This window comes from Planktotalea sp., from assembly GCF_018607965.1.
Classification (GTDB): domain Bacteria; phylum Pseudomonadota; class Alphaproteobacteria; order Rhodobacterales; family Rhodobacteraceae; genus Planktotalea.
In genome coordinates this window covers 39,102-65,359 of the sequence record NZ_JABBAM010000061.1, presented here as the reverse complement: position 1 = coordinate 65,359, position 26,258 = coordinate 39,102, and the positions used below count along the sequence as shown (strand labels likewise).

The 26,258-nt window shown below is 53.3% G+C and carries 26 protein-coding genes, 1 tRNA gene and 1 pseudogene; 15 read left to right on the top strand and 13 right to left on the bottom strand.

The window, feature by feature from the left end; translation table 11 throughout:
• The 7 genes from QZ279_RS15685 to QZ279_RS05975 all read left to right on the top strand — a co-directional run.
• The coding region (locus QZ279_RS15685; protein ID WP_366513881.1) for a pyridoxamine 5'-phosphate oxidase family protein at positions 1-140 on the top strand (140 nt) is incomplete at its 5' end.
• 57 nt (positions 141-197) lie between these two features.
• Positions 198-533: a hypothetical protein gene (locus QZ279_RS15680; protein WP_366513879.1), complete on the top strand. Its 336-nt coding sequence runs from the start codon at positions 198-200 to the stop codon at positions 531-533.
• Between the two features lie 94 nt (positions 534-627).
• Positions 628-2,028 carry a cytochrome ubiquinol oxidase subunit I gene (locus QZ279_RS05995; protein WP_293449259.1) on the top strand — a complete coding sequence of 467 codons (1,401 nt, stop codon included), beginning with the start codon at positions 628-630 and terminating at the stop codon, positions 2,026-2,028.
• A gap of 2 nt (positions 2,029-2,030) precedes the next feature.
• A complete protein-coding gene (locus QZ279_RS05990; protein ID WP_293449257.1) occupies positions 2,031-3,041 on the top strand; it encodes a cytochrome d ubiquinol oxidase subunit II in 1,011 nt (336 codons plus the stop codon).
• 206 nt (positions 3,042-3,247) lie between these two features.
• Complete coding sequence (locus QZ279_RS05985) at positions 3,248-4,021, top strand: SDR family NAD(P)-dependent oxidoreductase (RefSeq protein WP_293449255.1); 774 nt, start codon at positions 3,248-3,250, stop codon at positions 4,019-4,021.
• Between the two features lie 18 nt (positions 4,022-4,039).
• Positions 4,040-5,218, top strand: a complete 1,179-nt coding sequence (locus tag QZ279_RS05980) for a cytochrome P450 (protein WP_293449253.1) — start codon at positions 4,040-4,042, stop codon at positions 5,216-5,218.
• Entirely contained in the window at positions 5,215-6,495 is a 1,281-nt protein-coding gene (locus QZ279_RS05975) for a flavin-dependent oxidoreductase (RefSeq protein WP_293449251.1), read from the top strand. Before QZ279_RS05980 ends, QZ279_RS05975 begins: the two co-directional genes overlap by 4 nt.
• A gap of 7 nt (positions 6,496-6,502) precedes the next feature.
• On the opposite strand, the gene QZ279_RS05970 is transcribed toward QZ279_RS05975, so the two are convergent.
• The 7 genes from QZ279_RS05970 to QZ279_RS05940 are packed head-to-tail and all read right to left on the bottom strand — an operon-like array spanning position 6,503 to position 13,000.
• The gene (locus QZ279_RS05970) at positions 6,503-7,279 is read right to left on the bottom strand and encodes an SDR family oxidoreductase (RefSeq protein WP_293449249.1); all 777 of its coding nucleotides are present in this window, start codon (positions 7,277-7,279) and stop codon (positions 6,503-6,505) included.
• On the bottom strand, positions 7,276-8,367 hold the full coding sequence (locus tag QZ279_RS05965; RefSeq protein ID WP_293449247.1) for an FAD-dependent oxidoreductase: 1,092 nt from the start codon (positions 8,365-8,367) through the stop codon (positions 7,276-7,278). Before QZ279_RS05965 ends, QZ279_RS05970 begins: the two co-directional genes overlap by 4 nt.
• Positions 8,364-9,776, bottom strand: a complete 1,413-nt coding sequence (locus QZ279_RS05960) for an NAD(P)/FAD-dependent oxidoreductase (RefSeq protein WP_293449245.1) — start codon at positions 9,774-9,776, stop codon at positions 8,364-8,366. Before QZ279_RS05960 ends, QZ279_RS05965 begins: the two co-directional genes overlap by 4 nt.
• The gene (locus QZ279_RS05955; RefSeq protein ID WP_293449243.1) at positions 9,773-10,060 is read right to left on the bottom strand and encodes a (2Fe-2S)-binding protein; all 288 of its coding nucleotides are present in this window, start codon (positions 10,058-10,060) and stop codon (positions 9,773-9,775) included. The genes QZ279_RS05960 and QZ279_RS05955 overlap by 4 nt, the downstream gene beginning before the upstream one ends.
• A complete protein-coding gene (locus QZ279_RS05950; RefSeq protein WP_293449242.1) occupies positions 10,057-10,950 on the bottom strand; it encodes a dihydrodipicolinate synthase family protein in 894 nt (297 codons plus the stop codon). The genes QZ279_RS05955 and QZ279_RS05950 overlap by 4 nt, the downstream gene beginning before the upstream one ends.
• An 11-nt stretch (positions 10,951-10,961) precedes the next feature.
• On the bottom strand, positions 10,962-11,837 hold the full coding sequence (locus tag QZ279_RS05945; protein WP_293449241.1) for an SMP-30/gluconolactonase/LRE family protein: 876 nt from the start codon (positions 11,835-11,837) through the stop codon (positions 10,962-10,964).
• A complete protein-coding gene (locus QZ279_RS05940) occupies positions 11,834-13,000 on the bottom strand; it encodes a CaiB/BaiF CoA-transferase family protein (RefSeq protein ID WP_293449240.1) in 1,167 nt (388 codons plus the stop codon). Before QZ279_RS05940 ends, QZ279_RS05945 begins: the two co-directional genes overlap by 4 nt.
• Before the next feature lie 74 nt (positions 13,001-13,074).
• Here QZ279_RS05940 and QZ279_RS05935 point away from each other — a divergent pair, with 74 nt between their 5' ends.
• Together QZ279_RS05935 and QZ279_RS05930 are read left to right on the top strand one after the other, a co-directional pair.
• The gene (locus QZ279_RS05935) at positions 13,075-14,406 is read left to right on the top strand and encodes an aspartate aminotransferase family protein (RefSeq protein ID WP_293449238.1); all 1,332 of its coding nucleotides are present in this window, start codon (positions 13,075-13,077) and stop codon (positions 14,404-14,406) included.
• A 1-nt stretch (position 14,407) separates the two neighbouring features.
• Entirely contained in the window at positions 14,408-15,286 is an 879-nt protein-coding gene (locus tag QZ279_RS05930; protein ID WP_293449236.1) for a 3-keto-5-aminohexanoate cleavage protein, read from the top strand.
• A gap of 12 nt (positions 15,287-15,298) precedes the next feature.
• Here QZ279_RS05930 and QZ279_RS05925 read toward each other — a convergent pair whose 3' ends face one another.
• Positions 15,299-16,087, bottom strand: coding sequence for an IclR family transcriptional regulator (locus QZ279_RS05925; protein ID WP_293449234.1), 789 nt, complete (start codon positions 16,085-16,087; stop codon positions 15,299-15,301).
• Between the two features lie 74 nt (positions 16,088-16,161).
• On the opposite strand from QZ279_RS05925, the gene QZ279_RS05920 reads away from it, so the two are divergent.
• From QZ279_RS05920 to QZ279_RS05910, 3 genes are read left to right on the top strand one after another with little or no spacing between them, the layout of a single operon-like run.
• Positions 16,162-16,761, top strand: coding sequence for a hypothetical protein (locus tag QZ279_RS05920; RefSeq protein ID WP_293449232.1), 600 nt, complete (start codon positions 16,162-16,164; stop codon positions 16,759-16,761).
• 3 nt (positions 16,762-16,764) lie between these two features.
• Positions 16,765-17,433 (top strand): protocatechuate 3,4-dioxygenase subunit beta, encoded by a 669-nt coding sequence (locus tag QZ279_RS05915; protein ID WP_293449229.1) that lies wholly within the window; start codon positions 16,765-16,767, stop codon positions 17,431-17,433.
• A 3-nt stretch (positions 17,434-17,436) separates the two neighbouring features.
• The gene (locus QZ279_RS05910) at positions 17,437-18,375 is read left to right on the top strand and encodes a formylglycine-generating enzyme family protein (RefSeq protein ID WP_293449227.1); all 939 of its coding nucleotides are present in this window, start codon (positions 17,437-17,439) and stop codon (positions 18,373-18,375) included.
• On the opposite strand, the gene QZ279_RS05905 is transcribed toward QZ279_RS05910, so the two are convergent.
• Positions 18,372-19,976 carry a sulfatase-like hydrolase/transferase gene (locus QZ279_RS05905; protein WP_293449225.1) on the bottom strand — a complete coding sequence of 535 codons (1,605 nt, stop codon included), beginning with the start codon at positions 19,974-19,976 and terminating at the stop codon, positions 18,372-18,374. The genes QZ279_RS05910 and QZ279_RS05905 overlap by 4 nt on opposite strands.
• 169 nt (positions 19,977-20,145) lie before the next feature.
• Here QZ279_RS05905 and QZ279_RS05900 point away from each other — a divergent pair, with 169 nt between their 5' ends.
• Together QZ279_RS05900 and QZ279_RS05895 are read left to right on the top strand one after the other, a co-directional pair.
• Positions 20,146-21,147 (top strand): nuclear transport factor 2 family protein, encoded by a 1,002-nt coding sequence (locus QZ279_RS05900; RefSeq protein ID WP_293449222.1) that lies wholly within the window; start codon positions 20,146-20,148, stop codon positions 21,145-21,147.
• Entirely contained in the window at positions 21,144-22,016 is an 873-nt protein-coding gene (locus QZ279_RS05895; RefSeq protein ID WP_293449219.1) for an amidohydrolase family protein, read from the top strand. The genes QZ279_RS05900 and QZ279_RS05895 overlap by 4 nt, the downstream gene beginning before the upstream one ends.
• Positions 22,017-22,319: 303 nt before the next feature.
• Here the strand turns inward: QZ279_RS05895 and QZ279_RS05890 are convergent, their stop codons facing one another.
• A complete protein-coding gene (locus QZ279_RS05890; RefSeq protein WP_293449217.1) occupies positions 22,320-22,730 on the bottom strand; it encodes a hypothetical protein in 411 nt (136 codons plus the stop codon).
• Positions 22,731-23,021: 291 nt separating this feature from the next.
• Positions 23,022-24,173 carry a DUF2130 domain-containing protein gene (locus QZ279_RS05885; RefSeq protein WP_293449215.1) on the bottom strand — a complete coding sequence of 384 codons (1,152 nt, stop codon included), beginning with the start codon at positions 24,171-24,173 and terminating at the stop codon, positions 23,022-23,024.
• Between the two features lie 111 nt (positions 24,174-24,284).
• On the opposite strand from QZ279_RS05885, the pseudogene QZ279_RS05880 reads away from it, so the two are divergent.
• Positions 24,285-24,644, top strand: a pseudogene (locus QZ279_RS05880) (transposase); the annotation flags it as partial.
• A 396-nt stretch (positions 24,645-25,040) separates the two neighbouring features.
• Here QZ279_RS05880 and QZ279_RS05875 read toward each other — a convergent pair.
• Both QZ279_RS05875 and QZ279_RS05870 read right to left on the bottom strand, forming a co-directional pair.
• Positions 25,041-25,117, bottom strand: a tRNA-Arg gene (locus QZ279_RS05875).
• A gap of 54 nt (positions 25,118-25,171) precedes the next feature.
• The gene (locus tag QZ279_RS05870) at positions 25,172-26,254 is read right to left on the bottom strand and encodes a CaiB/BaiF CoA-transferase family protein (protein ID WP_293449212.1); all 1,083 of its coding nucleotides are present in this window, start codon (positions 26,252-26,254) and stop codon (positions 25,172-25,174) included.
• Positions 26,255-26,258 lie beyond the last annotated feature (4 nt).

Here is a 26,258-nt window from a genome sequence, read left to right as displayed (position 1 = left end):
AGTTAAATGGTACGTTTCGTAAATTCATCCAAGACCAAGCCATGTTCTTTGTGGCAACCGCTCCGCCTGAAGGGCGCGTCAATGTATCCCCTAAGGGCATGGATTCACTTCGCATTCTGTCTGATCAGAAAATCGTCTGACTTAGCCTGACAGGCAGCGGCAATGAAACGGCCGCACATTTGCGCGAAGACCCACGCATGACATTAATGTTCTGTGCCTTTACGGGGGATCATTTTATCCTGCGCACCTACGGGACCGCAAAAGCAACGCATCCCCATGATGCTGGATGGGATGAACTGTACGCGCTATTCCCTGACTATGCAGGGGCGCGAAATATCTATGTTTTGGATATCGATCTTGTCACTACATCATGTGGAAGTGGTGTTCCCGAAATGGATCTTGTGCGCAGTCGCGGTGAAACGGACCTTGAGCCGTGGTATGACGAAATGGGACCTATCAAGGTGACCGAGTTTTGGGAAAAGAAAAATACGATCAGTCTGGATGGCCGGCCAACGGGGCTCTTTAAACCCTAAGCGTTTCCAGGGTGCGCACTTCGTCGCATGGCCCTGTTTATCTTTTCTGCAAGTCTATCTGAAATATCAGGAATAACGTAATCAGATAAAAGATTTGGAGCCTGCCAAGGACTCACTTCTCCTTTCTCGCATTCAGTTTGTAGCAAATGTTTCATTCCACATCCTTTTCCCAACGATTACAATCGCTTTGGGCTTGGTCCTTTTGTTCTTCAAGCTGCGTTTCAACGCGACAGGTGAACAAAAATGGATGGTTGCCTATCTATTTTGGGTGAAAATATTCGCTCTCTCCTTCGCGATGGGTGTTGTGTCTGGGATCACTATTTCCTTCCAGTTTGGTACGAATTGGCCAGGCTTTATAGAAACGGTCGGAAATGTCGCAGGACCGCTTTTGGCCTACGAAATTATGACCGCCTTTTTCTTAGAAGCGGTTTTCCTTGGCATTATGCTATTCGGCGCGTCGTGCGTGAAATCTTGGGTTCATACAACAGCCACATTTCTTGTCGCTTTCGGGACAACAATGTCGACGTTCTGGATCATCGTTCTGAACTCGTGGATGCACACCCCACAAGGCTATGAGCTGATTGACGGTGTCGTATTCGCGACTGATTGGTGGGCCATCATCTTCAACCCGTCCATGCCCTACCGTTTCGTTCACATGCTGCTTGCGTCTGGCCTTACCGTCGCATTCTTGATCGCAGGCATCTCGGCACTGCGCCTTCTTTGGGGGGATCAAGCTGAAAACGTTAAATCCACCTTGCGCGTTGGTATCGTTCTTGCTGCGGGCTTGATCCCATTGCAAATTCTGGCAGGTGATTTTCACGACCTGAACACGCTTGAACACCAACCCGCCAAGATTGCGGCGATGGAGGGGAACTGGGAAACGGGTCCGAACATTCCTTTGGTTTTGTTCGCTATTCCAGATGAGGAGGCACGTGAAAACAAGTTTGAAATCGCAATCCCGAACGGTGCGTCTTTGATCCTCAAGCACAAGCCAAGCGGTGTTATTCCTAGTTTGAACGATTTTATTGCAGAAGACGGTACAAAAATGCACCCTCGTGTTGCCCCTGTTTTCTTTAGTTTCCGCATTATGGTTGGCACAGGAATGGCCATGCTGGCACTTTCATGGTTCGGTCTTTTCCTGCTGCGCCGTTATGGTGCAGGCCAGATGCCGCGCCTCCCCCTGTATGCCTTCGCCGCGATGAGCTTTAGTGGATGGATCGCCACACTCGCTGGCTGGTACACAACCGAGATAGGCCGCCAACCTTGGCTGGTGCACGGTGTCCTGTCGACCAAAGACGCTGTCAGTGATGTGCCCGCGGGCATGGTTTTGGGCACCCTCATCGGCTATTTGGTTGTCTACGCGGCACTGATCTTTGCCTACATGGCCGTGATACCCTACCTCGCGCGCAAAGCGACGCACGGTGAAGAACTTAGCCCACGTGGCTATCCACGTAGTGGCGAAGCAGAAGTCACTCTCATGCAGCCAGGAGAATAAAGATGGAAACGTTTGGTGATCCGGCCATTTGGCTTCCTTGGACCTTTGCAGCCCTCATGGGTTTGTCCATCCTCATCTACGTTGTGCTGGATGGGTTTGATTTAGGCGTCGGGCTGTTGATGCCCCTTGCCAATGATGCAGAAAAAGACCGGCTGGTCGCCTCGATTGGTCCGTTTTGGGATGCAAATGAAACATGGCTTGTCCTCGCGATTGGCCTGCTTCTTGTGGCCTTTCCCCCCGCGCACGGGATCATTCTGACCTCGCTGTATCTGCCCGTTTTTCTGATGCTGATCGGCCTCATCCTGCGCGGCGTCTCGTTTGAGTTTCGCGCCAAAGCACCGCGGTCGCAAAAAGCAGGGTGGAACTTTGCATTCTTCTCTGGCTCATTACTCGCCTCAATGAGCCAAGGGTTTATGTCGGGCATGTATGTGATGGGTCTGACATGGACCTTCAATCACGTCGTCTTCGCCTTGCTAACGGCCGTGTTTTTGACCGTTGGATACAGCTTTATCGGCGCTGCATGGTTGATCGCGAAAACCGACGGCGCGTTGCAAAAACGCGCAATTGGATGGGCGAAAGGTGGAATATGGGGACTTATCCTTGGAATAGGTGCGATCTCCTTGGCAACGCCTTTCGTCAGCACACGCATCTTCGATAAATGGTTCAGTTTTCCCGAAATCCTCTACCTTGCACCGTTCCCTGTGCTGTCTGGCATTTTGATGGTCTATCTATTTTGGAAAATTGGCCGCTTGCAAAAAGATCAAAACAGACTGATCTGGGATCCGTTCGCCGCCGAAACGGCATTGTTCACGCTGGCCTTCGCCGGCATGGCCTACTCATTCTACCCCTACGTGGTCCCCGAACAGATTACGATTTATGACGCCGCGTCTGCGCCGGAAAGCCTGTTCATTATCCTTATAGGAACGCTGTTCGTCCTGCCGACCATCCTTGGGTACACTGTTCTATCCTATTACATCTTTTGCGGCAAAGCGACGGAACTTCGCTACGACTAACGTCAGGCATGCACTTTCAAACCACGATGCGTCTTTGACTAACGCATCGTGGTATTGAAAAAAAAGGCCATCTGCAAAACCAAATATGTTTGTCGATGTGATAACGAACAATAATTGTTCCTCATTCCATTCTTGGTGTTTCTCTCTTATCGTAAGGAAAAGTAGATACGTCGCTACGCTTTTCAAACAACTCCAAGGAACACTTGATGAGTATACAAATTTGGGCGGGCCAGACCGCCATCGTGACCGGTGGTGCTTCGGGGCTTGGCGCGGCAACCGCAACTGCATTGGCAAAACAGGGCCTGAAAGTTGCTTTGTTTGATTTGAACGAAGAGAAAGGCACCGCGCACGCAACCACGCTTGGGGGCATCTTCTGCAAAGTCGACGTGTCCGCTCCCGGTAGCGTAAAAGCGGGCATGGACAGGGTTGTCGCAAAACTCGGCGCACCGCGCGTCATGGTGAATTGCGCAGGCATTGGCCTTGCGGGTAAAACCGTCAGCCGCGGACAAGCGCATGAGTTTGATCTGTTCGATAAGACCATCCGCATCAACCTGATCGGCTCGTTCAATTGCGCCAGTCAGGCGGCTGCTTTGATGGTTGCTCAGGACCCACTAGCGCCAGACGGTGCGCGTGGCATCATCATCAATACCGCGTCCGTTGCAGCCTATGACGGGCAAATAGGTCAGGTGGCTTATTCAGCCTCAAAGGGTGGGATTGTTGGGATGACGCTGCCTATGGCGCGCGATCTTGCAGACAAAGGCATTCGCGTGTGTTCCATTGCACCCGGCCTTTTTCTGACGCCGCTTTTGGAAAGCTTGCCAGAGGACGTGCAGCACTCTCTTGGCGCGCAGGTTCCTTTCCCGTCTCGCCTTGGTGTGCCGCCTGAATTCGCCAATCTGGTCTGCCATATTGTGGATAATCCCATGCTAAATGGCGAAGTGATCCGCCTTGATGGCGCGATCCGCATGGCACCGCGTTAAACTGATTGGGAGCGACACATGGCAGCTTTGGCTCCGTTGAATGACACGATCACGCTTGAGGATCTGCACAGGGATCCCTTTCCGATCTATCGTTGCTTGCGCGCCCAGACACCAGTGATGCGGATCAAGGCAACGGGGCGCACCTTTCTCACCAAGGCCGCTGACACCAAATACGTGAAAGATCATCCCGAGATTTTCAGCTCAGATGATACGAACACGCCGATGGAACGCGCGTTCCAAGCCCACACCTTGATGCGCAAAGACGGTGCGGCACACATGCGCGAACGCATGGCAATGGCCCCTGCTTTTGCGCCAAAAGTAATCAAAAACGAATGGGTTCCCGCCTATACAAAGATCGCCCAAGACTACTTCGCGCGTCTTCCGCGCGGTGAAGTAGTTGACCTGTTTCCGATGCTTGCAGGTCCCTATGCAGCGCGTGGTTTGGCCAGTCTTTTGGGCCTAGAAACCGCGTCAGACAAACAGATGCAGCGCTGGAGCCAGACCCTCATCAATGATGCTGGTAATTTTGGCTGGCGCGATGATCTGTTTGCAGCATCCGACAAAGCCAATGCGGAAATGAATGCTCTCTTTGACGGGCTGCAAGATCACCATCGCGCGACGCCAAACAACTCGGTCTTCGCAATCATGCTGAACGCTGATGAGCCAATCGAGATGAGCCAAATCTACGCCAATATCAAAATTGCGATTGGGGGCGGCATCAATGAACCGCGCGATGCATTGCTAACGATCTTATGCGGGCTTTTGACCAACCCAGACCAATTGAGCCAAGTGAAGAAAAACGCCGATTGGGACAAAGCGTTCGAGGAAGGTATCCGCTGGGTAGCTCCTATTTCCGTCTCGGGACGTCGCGTCGTTGAAGACACTGAAATTCGGGGCTGTCTTATCCCGAAGGGCGAGTCGGTGATGACCATACAAGCCGGCACCAATCGCGACGAAGATCTCTATGAGAATGGTGAAAACTTCGACGTGTACCGCGAAGTGAAGTCCCATCAATCCTTTGGCAATGGTCCGCATTTTTGCCAAGGCATACATGTCGCGCGTCGCACTGTAGGACAGGTGATGTTACCCATGCTCTTCGATCGGTTCCCCAACATGACCATTCCCAAATTAAACGACGTAAAATGGAACGGCTTTGGTTTTCGTGGCCCCGTTCAAATGCCGGTCCTGTTGAAATGAACGCGCCACATGTACTGATCGCAGGCGGCGGCATTGGCGGTCTGGCTTTGGGTCTGACGCTACATCAAATTGGTGTGCCCTTTACAGTCCTAGAAGCCGTGTCTGAACTGAAACCCCTTGGGGTTGGCATCAACGTCCAACCCAACGCCGTGCGCGAATTGCTTGATCTTGGCATCACGGAAGATCAACTTGGCAAAGTCGGCGTTCCTGCGCAGGAATGGGCGCTTGTTGGCCAACGGGGCCAAGAGATTTACGCTGAGCCGCGTGGGACATTTGCGGGTTACAAGTGGCCGCAATATGCAATGCATCGCGGTGAGTTCCAAATGCTTTTGGCGCGCGAACTCCAAAACCGCGCAGGGACCGAAGCGATCCGACTTGGTACGCGCGTAATTGGCTACGAGACAAATGAGGTCGGCGTCACGGCAAAGCTGTCCCATGCTGACGGCACCACAAGCGAAATTAAGGGCACGCTTTTGATCGGAGCAGACGGGATTCACTCCAAAGTGCGTGCGCAGATGCATCCCGATCAACCCCCAATTCACTGGGGTGGCTCGATCATGTGGCGCGGCACCACGCGCGCGAAACCCGCGCGCACGAACTCCTCCTTCATCGGTCTTGACACCCATCGTCAACGCATGGTGATTTACCCGATCTCACACGTGGACAGCGATGGTTTGGCTGAAATCAACTGGATCGCTGAAATCACTGTTGATGACCCCGATGCGTGTGAAAAGGTTGGCTGGTTTGGGCAGGTCCCCATCAGTAGTTTCGCGCATCACTTTGCGGATTGGACATATGATTGGCTTGATGTGCCAGCACTTATCAGCGGCGCGGATGTCGCGTATGAAAACCCGATGATCGACCGCGATCCGATCGACACATGGGTAGATGGGCCTGTGGTTTTGATCGGTGACGCGGCCCATCCAATGTATCCGACTGGTTCAAATGGCGCGAGCCAAGCGATTGTCGACGCCCGCCAGATTGGCGCAGCCTTCCTAGAGCATGGCGTAACGCCCAAAGCCCTCTGTACGTTCGACGCCAAGTTCTGCGGCCCGATTTCCGAAGTGGTCCTTCGAAATCGCGGTGACGGTCCATTTGGGTTGCTAACAATGGTTAATGACCGCTGCGCTGGTGCGTTCGAAGACATCAATCAAATCATTAGCCCTAGCGAGCGCGCCGACTTTATGGGCAAATACAAAGCTGCCGCAGGTTTTGCGATGGACGCGCTTAATGGCGCAGACCCAACGATTGCCAAGGGCGCGCGCATCAATTTTTGAACGCGTCCTAGAACCGACCGCAATCCACTTTCATCTTATCGCCTGTGATCGCTGAACTCAGATCAGACGCATAATATAGCGCCGCGCGACCGACTTCGTCGGGGTGCACCCATCGTTTCAAAGCGGCCACGTCTGTGTAGTTTTCACGCTCTATGTCTTGCGCCGGACGCCCCTCGGCTTCAGCACGGCGCGCAAGGATGCGGTCCATATTCGCGCCAGACACAGCCCCCGGCATCAACGCATTCACGCGCACGCCCACTGGCCCAAGTTCACGTGCCATGGTTTGTGTGATCCCGTTCAACGCGAATTTTGACGCCACATAGGCCGACCGCATTGGATAACCTTGGATACCCATCAACGACGACATGTTGATGATAGATCCCGCGCCTTGTTCCGTCATGATTTTGGCCGCTTCTTGCAAGCAATACATCGCCCCAACAAGGTTGATGTTCATGCACGTGATCCACTCGTCCATGTCGACCTCGGCCACAGGGGCGATTGGCCCGGGTCCGCCAGCGTTGTTGAGCAACACATCAACGCGGCCTAAAATTGTCAAGGCTTGCGCAAACATTGCGCGCACATCAGATTGATCTGACACATCGCACGCAATTGCGTGTCCACCGACAGCTTTCGCAACGGCCTGTAAAGGCTCCAAACGGCGACCGGTGACAACAACCGTCGCACCAGCTTGTGCGAATACATGCGCGGTTGCTTCGCCAATGCCGCTTCCGCCACCTGTGATGATTGCGAGTTTGCCGTCTAGGCGGGCTGGATCAAGTGTCATATCGTTCCCTCTTTAAAATCACGCCCCGGATCAAACAAAGGCAATTCAGGCTCTCGCCCCAAAATGTAGTCACCCATCAGCTGGCTGATATAGGGTCCAATCGTGTAGCCGCCGCGCACACATCCAAGGACGTATGCGCCCTCAACGCCAGGCAACACGCCCGCAAGGGGATAGAAATCTGGCACATTCGCTTCAAACCCCGTCCAACTGCGCAAAATCCGTGCAGTCCCCAAAGCAGGCACCGCGTATTGCGCAAGCGCAAGGTTCGGGCGAACTGTGTCTACGCTGACCCGTCCACGCCCCTCTTGCGGCGTGCCAAGCCCCTGCCAACCACCGCCAATCAGCAACGTGCCATTGGCCTTTTGCTTCATCGTCAAAAGCCCTGTGGCATGGCCGATCACAGTCGACATCAAAGGTGGCATGCGCTCTGTCACAGTCACGGTATTCACGCGCGCTTGCACAGGAAGATGCACGTCCATCAGCGCGGCCAGAGGTTTCAACCACGCCCCTGCAGCCAGCAAAATGCGTGTCGCGTTGATCGTGCCTTGCGGGGTCGTCAGCTTAAAATTCTTGTCGCGCTCAATCGCAGTGACCTCACAACGCTCGCGGTATTCGATCCCAGCGTCGCGTAATTTTCCAAGATAGTACTGCCCGGTCAGCGACGCATTTGCATAGCCATCCTCGGCACAATAGCTGGCAGAAACAACCTGCTGCGTGAGGTTCGGTTCGCCATTGCGCAGCTGATTATTGGACACAAATTCAATCGGCGCGCCCGCTTGGGCTTTTAACGTTTGGCGCTCTTGTAACAACGCGGCTTCGCGCGCATTGAAGGCCAGCGTGTAGCCGCCTGTTTTTGCAAATCCAACCGCCTTCCCCATCGCCTCCCAACACGCGTGGCCCTTCAACGCGTAAGGCATCAATTTCACACGTTTGATCTGCAAGCTAAGTGTACCAGCGTTCACCCCAGAGGCACCCTGCCCCAAATCCCCTTGATCCAGAACGATCACGCGCTGACCGCCTTGTGCCAATCGAAGGGCCGATCCGCACCCCATGATACCACCACCGATTATTGCCGTGTCGTAAATCATAACGGGGCTGGCTTTGGGATCGGGAGTGCGTCGTAGTCAAACGACCCCGCCGCGATCGATAAGGGAACAGGACGTAGTGGCGGACGTGGTGTCGCGGGTGGAATGTTTGCTACAGGAGCGCCCGATTGCTGCGCTATCAACTGTGCAATCGCTGTCGCGCAGAATTTGCCGCCACATGGCCCCATGCCCGCGCGCGAGCCTGACTTGATCGCATTGCTGCTTTGCGCGCCTGCGTTAAGTTCGGCTTCAATGGTGGCGCGCGTTACGTTTTCGCAACGACACACAATCGTTTCAGGCGTTGTAAGCTGCGCCTGTCCAACCCTTGGGATGCTAAGGGCCGTCATTGTCATGCCAAAGCGCGCTGACTTCAGCCACTTTGCTTTGGCCTGTTTTTGTAGATTAACCGTCCCATGTCCCAAATCAGCCGCAGCGCATAACCCCGTCAGGGTGCCTTGATGTGCCGCCGCCTCAGCACCGCGAATGCCGGTCCCATCTCCACAAAGATACAAGCGATCAATGGATGTACCTCCGTCCTCAGTCGTCTCAGGAATCCAGCCCCCAAGTGCGTGGTCGTGGCGGATAGGAACACCCAACATGTGCGCCGCTTCAATGTTTGGGATAAGCCCGTTCCCAAGACACAGGCTATCCGCAGCGAGCATTATGTCTTCACTCGTGCGCGCCCAGTTTTGATCAAGCTTGGCAATGGAAACTCCACGCACTTGGTCATCGCCAGACACATCCGTAACCACGCGTTGCCAATAGATTGGCACGCCCGCAAGCATCAGGTCCGCGACCCAAATTGCACCTCGCATGAGCAATGCAGGTCGACCCAACATGCTTGGGAGAGCGCGCATCCAATCGCGGCGAGAGTTGGGCGTCACGACTGCAGCAACCTCACCTCCAAGACGGCGAATCTCACTGGCAACGAAAAACACAAGCGGTCCTGTGCCTGAGACGATCGTGCGTTTTCCAGGCGGTGTAAGGGATTGCTTGAACAGCGCCGTCGCCCCCGCCAACCCCAGCACGCCCGATGTCGTCCAACCCGGTACGGGCTGCACATATTCACGCGCACCCGTCGCTAGGACCAAGGATTTACAAGTCAATTCGGACGACACATCTTTGCGCAAAACATGCAAAGTCCAGCCGGTCTCAATCTGCCAAACCCGCGCGCCTTCAATATGTGTAATGTCGCTTGCAAGTACGTCGCGGCGAAGGGCATCACCAGCGCGCGTTTCATGCGTCTTGGGCGCAGATAGGATCGACGCATTCTTTGCGCGCCACACCTGCCCACCAATTGCGGATTGCTCATCAATCAACGCGACATTCAAACCTTGCGCGGACGCGGCTAAAGCCGCGCGTGCGCCAGAAGGACCGCCACCCACGACAATGATGTCGAACCTATCGCTCATCCCGCACGTTCAACAGCTAGGCCTTGCGTGACCTCAGTTCGGCACGCCTCAACAACCTGTCCATCTATGCGAACCGTGCATTCCTGACACAGGCCCATGCAGCAAAATGCACCGCGCGGCCCCCCGTTTGCAGGTGCATTGCGCAAATGCAAACGACCCGCGCGCAGTAGTGCACCTGCAAGGTTTTCGCCCGCGTGCCCTTCGACGCTTTGACCATCAAACGTAAACACCACCGGAGCACTGCGCACGATTTTTAGCGCGTGGTTTGGGACCAAGCGGATCATGAATATGAGATGCCCAATTGATCAAACGTCTTTTTGATCTTGTCGATATTATCCGAGGCCAACGCATAAACAGGATCGCGTGGAACGCCCGCAGGCAAGCCAATCAGATTGAGCGCGGCTTTGAACGCGGCAGGCCATGTTCCAAGGCTCATCAAAAGCTCATAGAGCACCGTCAACTGGTAGTGCGCGTGACGGTACGTTTCATCAGGAATGCCCGCCCCAACCTTTGCCATTTCTGACGGCCAGAGGTCGGTGAATTCAGGTCCAGTCGCAATGAAGCCCTTCGCGCCAAGGCCGAATGCGGGCATAATATAATGACACGGCCCCGTCATCACGGCCAAGCGATGGGACAGGCGATGCAGCAAATGCGTGTGATAGAAAAAGTCACGCTGGCTTTCTTTGATGCCAATGATGTTGTGATGATCCAGAAGTTTTTCAGTCTGGTCAATTGTCAGCGAAAAACCCATACGACGGGGGGAATTGTACAGCACCAACGGCTTATTCGTGGCTACTGAAATCTTATCGAACCGCCCCATCAATTCGGCCTCAGAAGCCTTCAAGACATAGGTCTGCGGCATCGACAAAAGTGCATCCGCTCCGTTTTCTTCTGCAGCACGAATGTAGGCAACAGAAGCATCAATCGTGGGCGCTGAAATCCCCATCATGATTGGAACGCGGCCTTTCGAGGTGTCTTTCGCCAATCTCACCAAACGCCCACGCTCAGGCGCGGACAGTGCCCAGCTTTCACCATTGTCCCCCGCGATGCACACGCATGTCGCGCCGCGTGCAAGTAGGAATTCGAACAGTTCAACGAACGCATCCTCCATGATTTCACCCTTGTCATTAAAGGGTGTCGCGATTGCGGGGACGTAGCCGTGAAGATCTTGCATTTGCATGGGTTTCAATGTCCTGAACTAGGGATGTGGCATGAAAAGACACCGCCGAATTGGGCGTCTACAATGAAAAGATGTGTGGGGTCGTCGGGATGAAATGTGACAGATGTCGTCCACAAACCGCGCGGCAAACGCACGTCTGCGATCAAGTCGCCCAATGGATCGTAAACATACGCGCGCCCTGCTTGGGCTTGGGCTACCGCAAGCCACCCTATGGAGTTACACGCCAAACCATCCGGGCCAAGACCACCAGACAACTGCAAAAAAGTACCAACCATTGGCATTCCCGTTTCAGGCAGGTTGGTGGAGAATTTCCACACCTGATTGGCGCGCGTCGCGGCCACATAGATCCACGCACCATCGGGCGAAACACAAATTCCGTTTGAATATGGAACGCAATCCAGCACTTTACGCATCGTACCGTCCCAGCGATACACGGCCCCTGTGGGATCGCTTAGGCTAGTGCGCCCACTGTCCGTAAACCAAAGCACGCCGTCTGAGCCATACGCCATATCCGACAGGCCCAAGAATGGCGTATCATTACCAGTGCTTAGAACCTCAAAGCTGTCGTGGCCTGTAAATTCAATCAAACCATGGCGGTAATCCACCGCAATCCGACGCCCATCAGGCGCGATGCGCATCGCATGGGGTTCGCCTGCGATTTGATGTTCCAGTGACCAGTTTCCTTTGGGCGAGACCTTAAATACCCGACCATACGGCACATCTGACAACCACAGATTTTTGTCCTCATCAAAGAAAGCCGCCTCTAAGAACGAATGCATCTGCTGACCCGGTCGCGTCATCTTGGCCCATGGCGAAGGCGCACCAGTGTGATGCAGTTCGCTCGACAACTCGCTCCAAGGGGTCGCGTTCAGAATGCTCATGCAACGATCCCTTTTGTGCGTAACTCTTGAATTTCTGCGGCACTTAATCCGAGCGACGTCAGAACCTCTGACGTATGTTCACCGTGTTTTGGTGGCGCTCGATCCAGCTTAGCGCCTCCAACGCCCATCGAAAAGGCTGCTGTTGGAAGCATCACGTCAGGCGCACTTGGATTGGGTTGGAAAAAGCCACGAGCTGCAAGTTGCTGATCTTTTACCGCATCGGCAAGCGGGCGCACGACGTCTGCTGGAAGATCCCCAGCTTTCAGCAATTCGACCCAATCTAGAGCTGTTCGCGTCAAGAAAACCGCGGCCAAAGCCGATTTGGTCGTCTCAGAAACTTCCCAAACATCAGGCCAATTGTCAATCGAGTCTAACTCTGGGATTGCGCAGCCCAACTCAGTCAAAATTCGATTCAATTTGTGATATTGTACTGGCTTGAACGCCCCCAACATCAAACGCTGCTCTTGGGTATCATAACACGCAATCCCCGGCTCTTTTGCGCGCGTTTGATTGGCGGGGTGCAATGCAGCTGCCGCCTCAGGCGACATCATCTGCATCGCGACTTCCAACATCGAAACACTGATATGCGTGCCTTGATTGGCCGCTGCGCGGTGTACCAACGCTGATGAAATCGCAAAGGCAGCCGCATAACCGGTGGAATAATCGATGAACGACACGCCCACTTTCGCACCTGCGCATTGCGCCATGATGCCGCTCGTTGCCTGAATGACATTGTCGTAAGCGCCAACCTCGGCCTTGGGTCCTGTGTCACCAAAACCGGTGATCGAGCAATGAATGAGACGAGGATTGATCAAATGCAACGCCTCATACCCAAGCCCCAAAGCAGCCAAGGCACCTGTCGCGTAATTCTCGACCAAAACGTCCGCTTGCGCGACTTGTTTCAGCAGGATTTCACGACCCGCATCGGTGCGTAGATCAATGGCGAGAGCGCGCTTATTTCCTCCTTGCACTTGGTAGTTAAGCCCCAAGCCCTGTGCATTTGCCGCGTCGTCTGGCCCACGCCCACGCGCACAGTCGGGATCCGCGACTGGTTCGATCTTGATCACATCCGCACCAAGAAGTGCCAATTGATAGGTGCAAAAAGGCCCCGCAAGCACATGCGTGAGATCTAGAACCACCGTATTATTCAATGCGCCAACCATTTAGATCAAGCCTTGTATTTCCTAAATGTGTCTAGTATACAAAACATAAGTTTATATGCAATACGGAAAAACTCATGAGCTATACACTCCACCGCACACTGACCTGCGACCTACCCACGATCGTTGGCGGCGACGGCAGCTATCTGATTGATAGCACTGGCAAACGCTACCTTGATGCATGCGGTGGCGCGGCCGTGTCATGCCTTGGCCACAGCCATCAAGGCGTGCGTGACGCGATAAAATCGCAGGTCGACAAGCTGGCGTTTGCACATACGGGCTTGTTTACAAATGAACCCTCTGAGGCCCTTTCGGAATTCCTGATAAAACGCGCGCCTACTGGTACCGGCGAAGGTCGTGTGATGTATCTGGGCAGCGGATCCGAGGCGATGGAAGCCGCACTAAAACTCGCGCGGCAGTATCATCTGGAGCGGGGTGACAGTGGTCGTTCTAAGATTATCGCGCGAAAGCCCAGCTATCATGGCAATACGCTTGGCGCGCTGGCGACTGGCGGGCATGCGGATCGACGCACACCCTTTGCACCGCTGCTGATGGACGTTTCGCACATTGACGCCGCCTATGCGTATCGGCTGCAAAAGAGCGGCGAAACAGAAGGAGCCTTTGCGCTGCGCATGGCCAATCTGTTGGAACAATGCATCCTAGACCTTGGTGCAGAAACCGTCATGGCCTTCGTTGCAGAACCTGTCGTCGGCGCATCGCTGGGCACACAACCTGCGCCCAAAGGATATTTTAAACGCATCCGTGAAATTTGTGATCAATACGGCGTTTTGTTGATCGCAGATGAAGTCATGTGCGGGATGGGGCGCACGGGCAGCTTGTTCGCAATGGCGCAAGAAGGCATCGCAGCGGATCTGACAACAACGGCCAAAGGGTTAGGCGCAGGGTATCAACCCATTGCAGCCATCATCGCGGCTGAAAAGGTGATCAAAGCGATCGAGGCTGGCAGCGGCAAACTTTGGAACGGGCACACCTATATGTCCCATGCGATTGCAACGGCTGGGGCGTTGGCGGTTCAAAACGTGATCGAAGACGAAAACTTGCTGAGCAATGTTCGCGAGCGCGGCGCGCAATTGTTGGAGCGATTACATCAAACGTTTGGACACCATAAAAACGTAGGCGACATCCGCGGGCGCGGCTTGTTCTGGACGATTGAGTTGGTCGCAGATCGCGACACAAAAGCACCCTTCCCTATTGAAAGATCTCTAGCCCCTCGCATCCAACAAGAGGCATTCGCACGCAGTATCATGGTTTATCCATCCCAAGGATGTGCAGACGGAACCCTTGGTGACCACGTACTTTTGGCACCGACCTATATGTCTACGCCAAAAGAAATTGATGTGATCGTGGACAAATTAGCAGAAGCTGTCACAGCAGCATTAGAGGTTTAAGATGGCGCGCAAAACGATCTTAACCGCCGCGATTACTGGAAATCTCATGACGCCTGAAATCAGTCCGAACCTACCTGTAACCCCCGTCCAAATCGCACAACACGCGCTGGATGCAGCCGCGGCAGGTGCCGCGATTGTGCATCTGCATGTGCGTGATCCAATAACATCTAAGGGATCAATGCGTCTTGATCTGTACGAAGAACTTGTAGGGTTGATCCGTGCCAAGAACACGGATGTTCTGATCAATCTTACAACTGGCGAAGGTGGACGCTTCGTTCCATCTGATGACGATCCAAAGATAGCCGCAACAGGTTCAACCCTTTGCGCACCAGAAAAGCGCGTCGCCCATGTCCAAGCCCTGCGCCCAGACATTTGCACGCTTGACTTCAACACGATGTGGTCGGGCCAAGCGAGTGTGATCAACAGTCCGCGTAACCTCGAAATTATGGCGCAAAAAATCTATGCGGCGGGCGTTCAACCAGAGATCGAAATTTTCGACAGTGGCGATTTGCACATGGTCAAAGATTTCATCGCGCGCAGCATCATCAAAACGCCGCTTATGGTGCAAATGGTACTTGGCGTGCGCTTTGGCGCAGTCGCAACCCCTGCGACGATGGCCTACCTTGTTAACCAATTGCCCAAGGGAACAGAATGGGCTGCGTTTGGCATTGGCCGCGCATCGTTTCCAATGCTGTCGCAAGCGTGGTTACTTGGCGGACATGTGCGCGTCGGGATGGAGGACACGGCCTACATTCGCAAAGGACAGCACTGCGTGTCCAACGCAGAACTGGTTGCAAAAGCAGCGCGCATGATTGACGATCTTGGTGGACACCTTGCCAGCCCCGATGAGGCCCGCGAGATTTTGAAACTGAAAGAGTGAATGAGCGTGCAGTTAGCGACCCGCATACCCAAGTTCGCGCGAAATGCGCAAAGCGGCGCTTTGGGTTTCAGGTATGTAAAAGCTATCAAGACGGTCAAAGTCAAACCCGCTATCAGGCCCCGAAAGATTGACGCAAGCCACGATTACACCACGCTGATCGCGCACAGGAACCGCAACGCTGGATCCGCCAACATCACGAAACCCTTTCGAGACGATAAAACCCTGTTCACGGACCTGATCAACACGGTCCAACAGCTGATCAAAAGAACTTGGCGTGTGCTGGGTGAAACTGTCAAAGGTAACATCATCACAAAACGCTTCCAATTCATCATGGCTCAACGCCCCCAGAAGACACCAACCAATCGCAGACGCGTACGCCTGCGTACGTGTTCCCGTGGACATGTTGGATACAAACCCGCTGCGTGCTTGGTGGCTACCAAGGTACAAAACATCCTGCCCTTCCAGCACGCTCAGGTGGGTCGAAACACCCGTCGCATCGCGCAACCCCGCCAAGTGAGGACGTGCAATTGTCGTGATCTGTTGTTGGTTCAAGTAGGCAAACCCAAGGTTCAAAACGCGCGAGCCCAAAGTATAGGTATTAGCCTGCTCGCCCTCTTTCAGAAACTCCATCTGGCGCAAAGTATAGACCAAACGAAACGCCGAAGACCGGCTAAGTTCCATCGCACGGGCGATCTGGCTCAGCGTCATTGGGGTTTCAGCGCTTCCAAGAATTTCGAGAACCCGCAGCCCACGCGACAAGCCGGGAACAAAATACACATCATGGTTGGACGCCTTGGTCATTCTTTGCTCATTTCGCTTTGCTACTCATGTGCGTTTTACATGCAAAACAATTCACGCGCAATGGCGGGAATACGATGAGCCCTAACCGACAAAACCAACTGCCTGCTACAAACGAAGACACCAGCGGCCCTTATTTCCCGATTGCATTCGGTGACCCCGCTTTGGAAGACTTGACGCGCTTTGAGGTGGGCATGGTCGGCCAAGCCACTGGCACGCCGATCATACTGCGCGGCAAAATTCTGGATCGCCACGGTGATCTGGCGCATGGTGCTATCATGGAGTTCTGGCAGGCCAATGCGAAAGGTGTGTATCGCACACCCGCCACCAAGGACAATCCAGATGTGGAAAACTGGTTTCACGGGTATGGGCGTTTGCGTTCGCACACGGGCTACTATGAATTTCGCACGATCCTTCCAGGCGCTGTCGCAGAGCGCGCGCCAAACATCACGATCACTTTGTTTTCCGATGGGATCAGCCGCGTTGTGACGCAGATGTTCTTTGAGGGGAATGATGCGAATGCAGATGATCCAATTCTACAAACGGTCGGTGAAGATGCCCCAAAGCTAATCGCACGCCATGATGGTCGCACAGCGAAGGGCGAAGAGGTATACCTGTTTAACATCGTCATGGCTGGCGACGGCGAAACACCTTTCTTTGATGATCTGGAGAGCTGAAAAATGACACGCCAAGGACGCCTTTTAGAGATTGGCCCGACCGACAACACATCCGATCAGCGCACCCCGCGCCAGCTTCTTCGATTGATCCCAGAAGAGGCGCGCGCCAGTTTTATTCCCGTCGTGCCAGCACGCTATGCGAGCAATCCGCATGAATGGGACATGACCCGCGTCGCCCCTGACCGACCCCGCGCAGATGGCGTCCCAATCGAGGTTACTGGCAGCGTCAAAACCCAAAGCGGCGCGCCCGTGCGCCACGCTTTGCTAGAGGTTTGGAGCGCAAATCACTACGGGCGTTATCGCCATGTTGAGGATATGTCTGGCCTGCAGTTGGATAAAAACCACCTTGGTCTTGGCCGTGTTTTGACAGACGAAGACGGCAACTATCGTTTTCTTGCGATTAGTCCCGGTGCCTATCTTGCGCGTCCAGATATTGGCCGTTGGCGCCCCAAACACATCCACATTTCTGTCAGCGGTGGCGCATCTCGTCTTATCACACAGATGTATTTCCCAGATGAGCCGAACAACCAGTCCGACCCAATGGCGATCCTGATGGGGGATGCGTTTGAACGTAACATTGGCAAGCCGTTTGAGCCCGCGAACAATGATCTAGATGAAGCCTATCGTTTTGACATTGTGGTTGGCGGGCGCAATGCCACGTACTTTGAGTAGACTATGACGACTAAAGTTGCGAAACCCTGTTGTGGCCCCTCTGCAAAGCGCGTTCCTCTCACCAGCGGATCGGTGATCAGCGGCGACCTCAATTCAAAGGGTGCCCTACACATTACCGGCGGAAATGCATTGGTCGGAACGCGCACTGCAGGCGTTCCAGATGATGGGGAAACACCTCTTCGCAACGTCAAACTTAAACCCTTCTTGATGGGCGAAACCACCGTCACCAACGCGCAATTCGAAGCCTTTGTGAAAGCGACAGGGTATGTAAGCGAGGCTGAACGTTTTGGATGGTCTTTCGTGTTTTGGTCCGAAGTCCCAGACCATGTTGGTCCGACCGCAGGCGTCGTTGACGTCGAATGGTGGCGCCAAGTTGAAGGCGCAAACTGGCAAGATATCAACGGCCCAAAAACGCAGGCCGAGGCATGGTTTGCTGATCACCCTGTTGTGCAAATCTCTTGGAATGATGCACGCGCATATGCCGCGTGGGTTGGAGGGCGGCTTGCGACAGAGGCCGAGTGGGAACACGCAGCACGCGGCGGTTTGGGCGATGTCGCGTTCCCTTGGGGGGAAGAAACGCCAAACGATACGACGTTTACGCCCTGCAATATTTGGCAAGGACATTTCCCCGAAACCAACACTGGTAAAGATGGGTATAAAACGACAGCACCTGCAAAGTCCTTTGAACCAAATGGGTATGGGCTTTTCAATGTGGTTGGCAATGTCTGGGAATGGACAGCTGATCCCTACCGCGTCAAATCCTTGAAAAAGAACGTGCGCGCACGCGTTTCTCAGATGAAGGGATATAAGCTGTCAAAGGGCGGATCATTTCTATGTCACCGGTCGTATTGCTATCGCTATCGCATCGCAGCGCGTTCTGGAACGTCTCCAGACAGCGCGACCACGCATCATGGATTTCGCGTTGTTTGGCCCGGCCGTTAAGCCATAGAGGCTTGCCATTCAGCAAGTTCCGCTTCGTCCCAGAATCCAAGTAAAACGCCAACTTCAGCTTCATCAAGACGGTCTGCTTCGACTTGCGCATCGCTTAACGTGACACGATTGTGCTGACCACGTGACCACTTAAAAATCTCCATGGACAGCCGTGTAATTTCATCAGCGTACGCAGGATCAGCCCCCAGATCATGGAACTCTTCGGGGTCGGTTATTTGATCGTACAGCATTGGACGATGGCCCTCGACCAGCACCATTTTCCAACGGCCATCAAAGACCATTGTGGTCATGCAGTTTTTCACATCAGGGCTAAGATGGCGTAGGTGCTTTCGATGGGAATAGTCATATTCCGAGATCACAACATTGCGCTTTGGGGCATCCTCGCCATTCACAAACGGCATCAATGAACGTCCCTCTAAGATATGGTCCGCAACCGCACCGCCCATAAAATCAATGCATGTGGGAACGATATCAATTGCCTCAGTCAGGACGTCATTCACAGTTCCACGCGTCCTATCAGCACGTGCAGACGGGTCCATAACAATCAGTGGAACGCGCACCGACGGGTCATGAAACATTTCTTTTTCGCCCAGCCAATGATCCCCCAGATAATCCCCATGATCAGACGTGAAGACGATCAAGGTTTCCTGCGCCTGCCCGCTGTCTTCCAGATATTGAACGATCCGCCCGATCTGGTCGTCGATCTGCGTGATCAACCCCATGTAGGTCGGAATAACGGTATCGCGCACGGTATCGTTGCTAAAGGCTTTGGAATAGCGATGCGCGTAGTAGCCCGCGATCAGCGGATGTGGATCTTCGCGCTCGGCCTCGCTTCGCACCGCAGGCAATACGTCATCTTTGGAGTACATATTGTGATATGGCGCGGGCACGATATAGGGCCAATGCGGTTTGATGTAACTAAGATGCAAACACCAACTGTCGTCTTTCGCCTGCTCCATAAACTCAATCGCGCGGGTCGTCGTGTAGGGGGTTTCAGACTCTTCCTCTGGTACGCGCGCGGGCTGTGATGCGTGCTTTAGCATCCAGCCAGAAAGCACCTCGCCTTTTTCATCCTCGCCTGAATTAGCCCAGTGATGCCAAGAATTTGGGCCATCATAACCCAACTCACGCAGATGATCTTGGTAGTGTGATGGTTGCTTTTTAGCACCGTCGGGCACAACGCCGTCGTTGCGATCCCACACCTCAAACCCGCCCTCGGCCATTAAAGCACCAACGCTTGTCTGCGGGTCAATTCCAAGGCGTGCCATTCCGTCAAAATCTGCCACCATATGGGTCTTGCCACAGAGCACCGTGCGCACGCCTAAGGGGCGCAAATGGTCGCCCAAAGTCATTTCGCCCACGCGCAGCGGCGTGCCATTCCATGTTGCCCCATGGCTGCGAACATAGCGGCCAGTATACGCACTCATCCGGCTCGGACCACAAATTGGCGATTGCACATAGGTGCGCTCAAAGCGAATGCCGCGCGCGGCCAAGGCATCAATATGAGGCGTCTTTATCGTCGGGTGACCTGTACATCCCAGATAATCGAACCGCAGTTGATCACACATAATATAGAGAATTTTCTTCGGCATAATCGGTCAAACATCTCTCGTAAATTCAGGGAATCTGCTGCAGATTTTTCACTGATAAGTTACGTCCAATCTAGAACCGAAAGTCAAGCAATCGAACCGCTTGCATACGATTGCAAAACCGATAGACATTTACCAAACACGGCCAATTGATCAAAGAAAAGGGACTGTGATGTCAGGTTTTCAAAATGAAAAGAGCGTGGTTTTGGACTACTACGCGGCACTAGACAACGCGAATGTGGCGCAAATCGAAGACGTCTTGAAACAGCATACAGCCGATCACTATACTTGGCGTGCCTTTCATCCCTTTCACGTACAAACCGATGTACGCGAGGTCGCGCACCTTTTCTGGCAACCCTTTCGCAAATCTGTAACCCACATGCAGCGCCGGATGGATGTGTTCTTCGCAGGCACCAGTTTTGTTGATGACGGCACCTCGGTTTGGGTATGTACGATGGGCCATCTGATGGGGCTATTTGATGAAGCATGGCTTGGCATTCAGCCCACAGGCAAAATGATAATGTTGCGGTATGCAGAATTTCACAAAGTCGAAAATGGCAAAATTTCCGAAACTGCGTTCTATTTCGACATCCCGCATTTTATGATGCAAGCCGGCTATCAGCCTTTCGCCGAACAAGCCGCCGCGCATATGGTGCAACCGGGCCCTGCGACCCATGACGGCCTGCTCTATGCAGACGCAGATCCATCTGAGGGGCAAAAAACCTTGGACACCATACACGCGATGATCAGCGATCTAGGGCAATGGAAAAGCGGCCTGCCCTTGGAGGAAGAGCTCGCGCGAAGCTGGCACGACGATATGATCTGGTGGGGCCCTGCGGGAATTGGTGCGACATATACGATTGCGCGCTACGCCAAACAACATTCAGGTCCCTTTCGCGCAGGTCTCAGTGATCGATCTGGAACAGGCCACATCGCACGCATTGCCGAAGGTCATTTAGGGGCCTTTTTCGGCTGGCCCAATTTTAAAGCGAAGGCGACGGGCGGCTATCTTGGCTTGCCACCTAACGACACGCTGAGTGAATTTCGTGTGATTGACGTCTATCGCCGCGAAGGCGAAAAGTTGAAAGAGAACTGGGTTTTCATTGACATGCTTCACTTCTTTATGCATCAGGGCATCGACATTTTGGGCGATTTGGAAAACACAAAACCATGAATTTCATTGACGCACATCACCACCTATGGGACTTGAAGGCAGTCGATTACCCTTGGCTAAACGCGAAGGATGTCTCGCGGTTTTTCGGCAACCCTGCGCCAATCCAGCGCGACTATCTTTTGAACGAATTCAGCACGGATGCAGGTGCCCACGGGTTCACGCGGTCCGTTCACATTCAGGTTGGCGCAGCAGACGCGTGGGAAGAAGCCAAGTGGGTGCAAAGCGTTGCTGATCACAACCCCGATTGGCCCCTCGCGCAAGTTGTTTTTTGCGATCTAACCGCGCCCGATCTTGACGCGCAATTGGATCGCTTTCAAACACTATCAACCGTTCGCGGCGTGCGCCAAATCATCGGGCGCGCCCCCGGCGAGGACGCACAATCAGGCACAAACGACCTCTTACAGTCTTCTGCATTTCTGGAAGGATTAAAATTGGTTGGTCAGCGCGGTCTTTCATTCGATTTGCAACTGATCCCAGACCTTATGCCCGAAATGAGCAAGATCGCAGCCAAAGCCAATGGAACAAAAATTGCTCTGTGCCATGCTGGCTCGCCCCATGATCGTAGCCCATCCGGCCTAAGCGCTTATGCACACGCTTTACGTGCCTTGTCGGATTTGCCAAATGTAACTTGCAAGCTGTCAGGTCTAGGTATGTTCGATCACTCATGGACCAGCGATACAATTCGCCCAATCATTGAACTATGCCTCGAGCAGTTCGGGGCGAAACGCTGTATGTTTGGATCAAATTTTCCTGTCGACATGCTCTACTCAAGCTATGAAACGCTTGTACGCAGCTATTTCGATATCATTCCAAAAGCGATGCGTCAGGGCGTATTTTCTAACGTAGCAGAAGACTTCTATTTTACTTGAACCTTCGCGTTTATTGCTGCCAGCATTTTCGTTACGACCCGTGCAAAGCAAAGGAATGAGCAGAAAATGAGAAGTGGACATTCTTGCGCATATGTTGACGTGGCCCCCTTAAACCCGAAGCTTATCCAACCTGAGCATTCTACCAATTTCCAAAGCCAGTTCGCTTGCCAAGAATCTTTTTGCGATTGCATGAAGTTTCCACACAAATGCTATCAAACTGATAAGGCCGAGCAATAAAAAGAACACCAAACTCAAGTTGAAATACGAACGCACATCTGCTGCGTCTCCGATATTCATAAGCTTTTAAAACGAAAATGTTATAGCGCCCAATCTATGCTGCAATTGGGGTTCAGGTCGAAGTAAAGGGTTGTCTTGTTCTGCGGCGCAAAGTTGTTCGAAGAGCTGTTTGGCCCAATTAAGACTCTGTAAGGAAAGGCCCGTATTTTGGAGTGAACCTATCCTTTGAAGGATTGCGATATCAGTGAAGATATCTTGCAAATATCCAGAATAAATCGACATTTTATTTTGTGAAAGCGATTGGGAAACACTTTCAAAACTTATTCCATTTAGCGCCTCATCCAGCCCGCGCATTTGGGATTGTGTGAGAGAACGCCCTGCCGATAAAGCCGGTTGGATATACAAGTTTGCTTGTTCAAACCCTTGTTTTTCATCGCAACTTGCTTGCGCGCCAATGCCATAACACGTCAGCGTCAATGCACTTACGAACAACCGGACTGAACAAAATTTCAACACGTTTTAGCACCCGCAAATAGACCTTTTGTCCAATATGCTTTCAAAGTGTAAATTTGGCGTAATTCAAGATCATGAACAGTGCTTAACAGGTCCATAACAATACGCTTTGTAGACATGACTCGAACTTGCATCGGCTTAAAAACCAGCATTCAGGATGTGCCGCATTGGCACTGGCCTGTTGTCATTGCACAGAAATGGTAGGTCCCCAAAAGGGATTTTTGAAACCGCAGCGCGTGCAGATTTTCAATAATCTCAGCCGTCCCTGTCGATCAACAACGCCTCGACGCTCTCGATTTCGGGCATCGATCGTCCTGCAATACCTTGTAAATCGCCGTGCATCCCAACCGTGGACGCGATCACAAGATCAATCTGTTTGGCCCGCACCGCCCATTGTTTTTCCATAAAGACGCGTTCTTTGCGCAGGTTGTCTTGCATGTCCTCGAAACGCTCAACAATTGCATCGACGCGCTGCTTGAATTGCGTTCCCGTCAGATAGTCATAAATCATTTCCATCTTGGTTTCTTGCCCCATGGCGCGTCCCTTGGCACTTGCCACGTCTATCAACGCCTGTCGCAATGACGATGCCAAAGGCACTGCAAATCGCGGCGCGCAGACCCAGATACCGTCGACCATACCAAAACTATCGACACCGTCAGGCAACGCATGGGACGTAATCACTGCAACCTCGCAGCCGGACGCTCTTTGATCATCGCGCAGCTTGGCAAGCCAACCCGCGGTCCAGTTCTTCGTGCGTTTGCTTTCCCAAAGAATGCTTCCCACTGTACCGTTTGGTCCAGTTACATCTTGGCGTACATCTGCCCCGCTCACCCCTTTGGCTACGGGAACAAACCCATCAATTGGAAACGCTGCCGCCAATGTTTCCTCAAGAACGATCTCAGCCGCCTCGCCTTGGGTTTGCATCGATCCTTGCTCAGATTTTTGCTTTAGCGCTTCAATCTGGCGCTTCATGCCGTCCATCACCTGCGCTTGTTCAGCCAGTTTCAAACCGGCCTTTTCATCCGCTTCACGCGCTAGCTTTTCCGCTAATGCAGGGCGTTCCTGCGCTAGCATTTTTTGCAAGTTCAGGTCTATTTCCGCTTCCTTATCGTTAAGGAGCTGTTCACGTTTCAGCGCGGCAGATTGAGCAGCTTGCGCATCTCGTAGCTTTTCGTCCTGTACTTTGACCCGTTCCAGTAAGGCCGTTTGTTCAATCGCCGCTTCCGCTTTGGCCGCCTCTTTTGCCTGTGTTTGTGCAGCCCTGAGGGCTTGGGCTGCCTGTGTCTCTCGCTTGAGCAACTCATTGTTAAATGACGCCTGCATATCGGCCAACATAGGTCCTGCCAATTGCTCGGTCAGCTCAATTTCATTAGAACATTTTGGACACTGGATCTTCAACTCGGACATGCGCGCACCTTGGCAGTTTGGACAGCGCTCAAGATACCACGGAATGGACAGCGCCTCCAGCACGCGTATCAATCTTTAAATCTATAGGCGAACTCGGTTTGTACCTGTCGCGATGTGATGCCGCTCCTTTGATAGCATTTACTGCAACAAAGGAGACTGACTGTGCACTGCACTGCACGGCAGGGTATTGCGTAGCAATGTCCCGAGTGTGGTCGCCCACGGATGACGGAAGATTTGAAAGACATCGGCCTGAATGTCGGCCTTCGCCGCGTGGACCGACTGATGTGTCAGAACGGTATATCTGTTGTTAGAACGCGCAAACACAAGGCGACAACCATTGTCCCCCTCTCACACATGCTTTGCGTGTGCTGCTGGGCAATGAAGGCCATCGACGGGTTCTAAAATCCGCACCGTCGGCACTCCGCACGAGGTTGGAAAAGCCCAGTCGCTTTCGAACGAAAGCTGGCTTAACAAGCACTTGGAACGGCACGTCAGCACGATAGGTCCAGTTCTTAGGAAATGCGTCTTCTTAGCTTAGGGTCAGACAAGATCGCTAGTGAGGCGAAGCGCGCTTGAAGATGAGTTGCGAAAGTAGATTTGACAGCCCTCCCCTTCATCATAGACCTTTCTTGTTTGCGCAAGACCGAGACCCAGAAATCTGACAGGCTAAGGCCGGACATATTGGAAATAGGCCTTTTTTAAATCTAAAGCGCTGGATGGGAAAGATATTTAAACGACTACTCGTGCCCAGCGGGACAAAGTGGTTTCGAGAGACACGAGTCGGCTCTGGGCAACTCCATGGGTCCCTCAACAGAACTCGATCAAACGAAAAAGTCGCCAAATAACATAACAAGCTATTGTAAATAATGGCGATCCCGGGAGGAATCGAACCCCCAACCCCCTGCTTAGAAGGCAGGTGCTCTATCCAGTTGAGCTACGGGACCGCGTGTGGATGTCTATCGCTTATAGTGAGGCTGTGGTGCAAGCTAAAATACGCATCAACTCTGTGCCAGTTCTTTCAAAATCTCCGCTCGGTCCCCATCTCGTGTGGATGCTAGGTTGATCGTGGGCACCAACCCATCAAAACGCGGTGCAGGTACTGCTTGAAGGTGGGCTTGTTTGGCATCCCAAACGCTACGGGCTTGCATGTGTGGTTCGCTGGCAGCTTCCCATGGATCGAGAACAACAGCGACACAGGCTTCGAAGCCTTCAAAATGGGCGGCCCAATGTGCACGAGGTTTTGAACCAAAGATCGATGCTAAACGCGCAGTTTGGGTAGACCATTGTCGTGCGTCATGCTGGGCTGCCATTCCTGCGTCGTCTTGCAAAGACAACGCCTTCAGCAGCGCCTGATAAAACTGCGGCTCTAACGCTTGGACGGATACATAGCCCCCACAGGCGCATTGATAACTGCGCGACCAATGCGGGCCGTCCAACAAACTCGCACCGCGATCAGGGGACAGCCCCCCCCCCTGCCCGAGCGCCATCAGAAGGTTCATCATATGTGCAGTCCCATCGACTATGGCCGCGTCAACAACAGTGCCTTGCCCTGTGCGACCTGCCTTGATGATGCCAGCCAACATGCCCGCAACCAAATACAAAGCGCCACCACCGATATCACCGACCAACGTGGCGGGCGTAACAGGTGCGTCACCCGCGATACCTGCGTAATGAAGTGCGCCAGATGTGGCGATGTAGTTCAGATCGTGCCCCGCTTGCAGCGCGCGTGGACCCGTTTGGCCCCAGCCGGTCATACGTCCATAAACCAGCTTAGGATTGGTCGCGCGGCAAACGTCAGGCCCAAGACCCAAGCGTTCCATCACACCAGGTCGGAACCCTTCGATCACCCCATCTGCACGTGAAATCAGCCCGCGCGCTATGGCCAAATCTTCAGTATCCTTAAGGTCCAAGACGATGGACCGCTTACCCCGATCCAACAGACTTGCCTCTGCTGTGATCACGCCTGCTTTGCCCTTGCGATGGATCACAGTGACCTCAGCACCGAGGTCAGCAAGCATCATCCCCGCGAAAGGCGCAGGGCCAAGCCCTTCTATTTCAACGATTTTAATGCCACTCAACACGTGC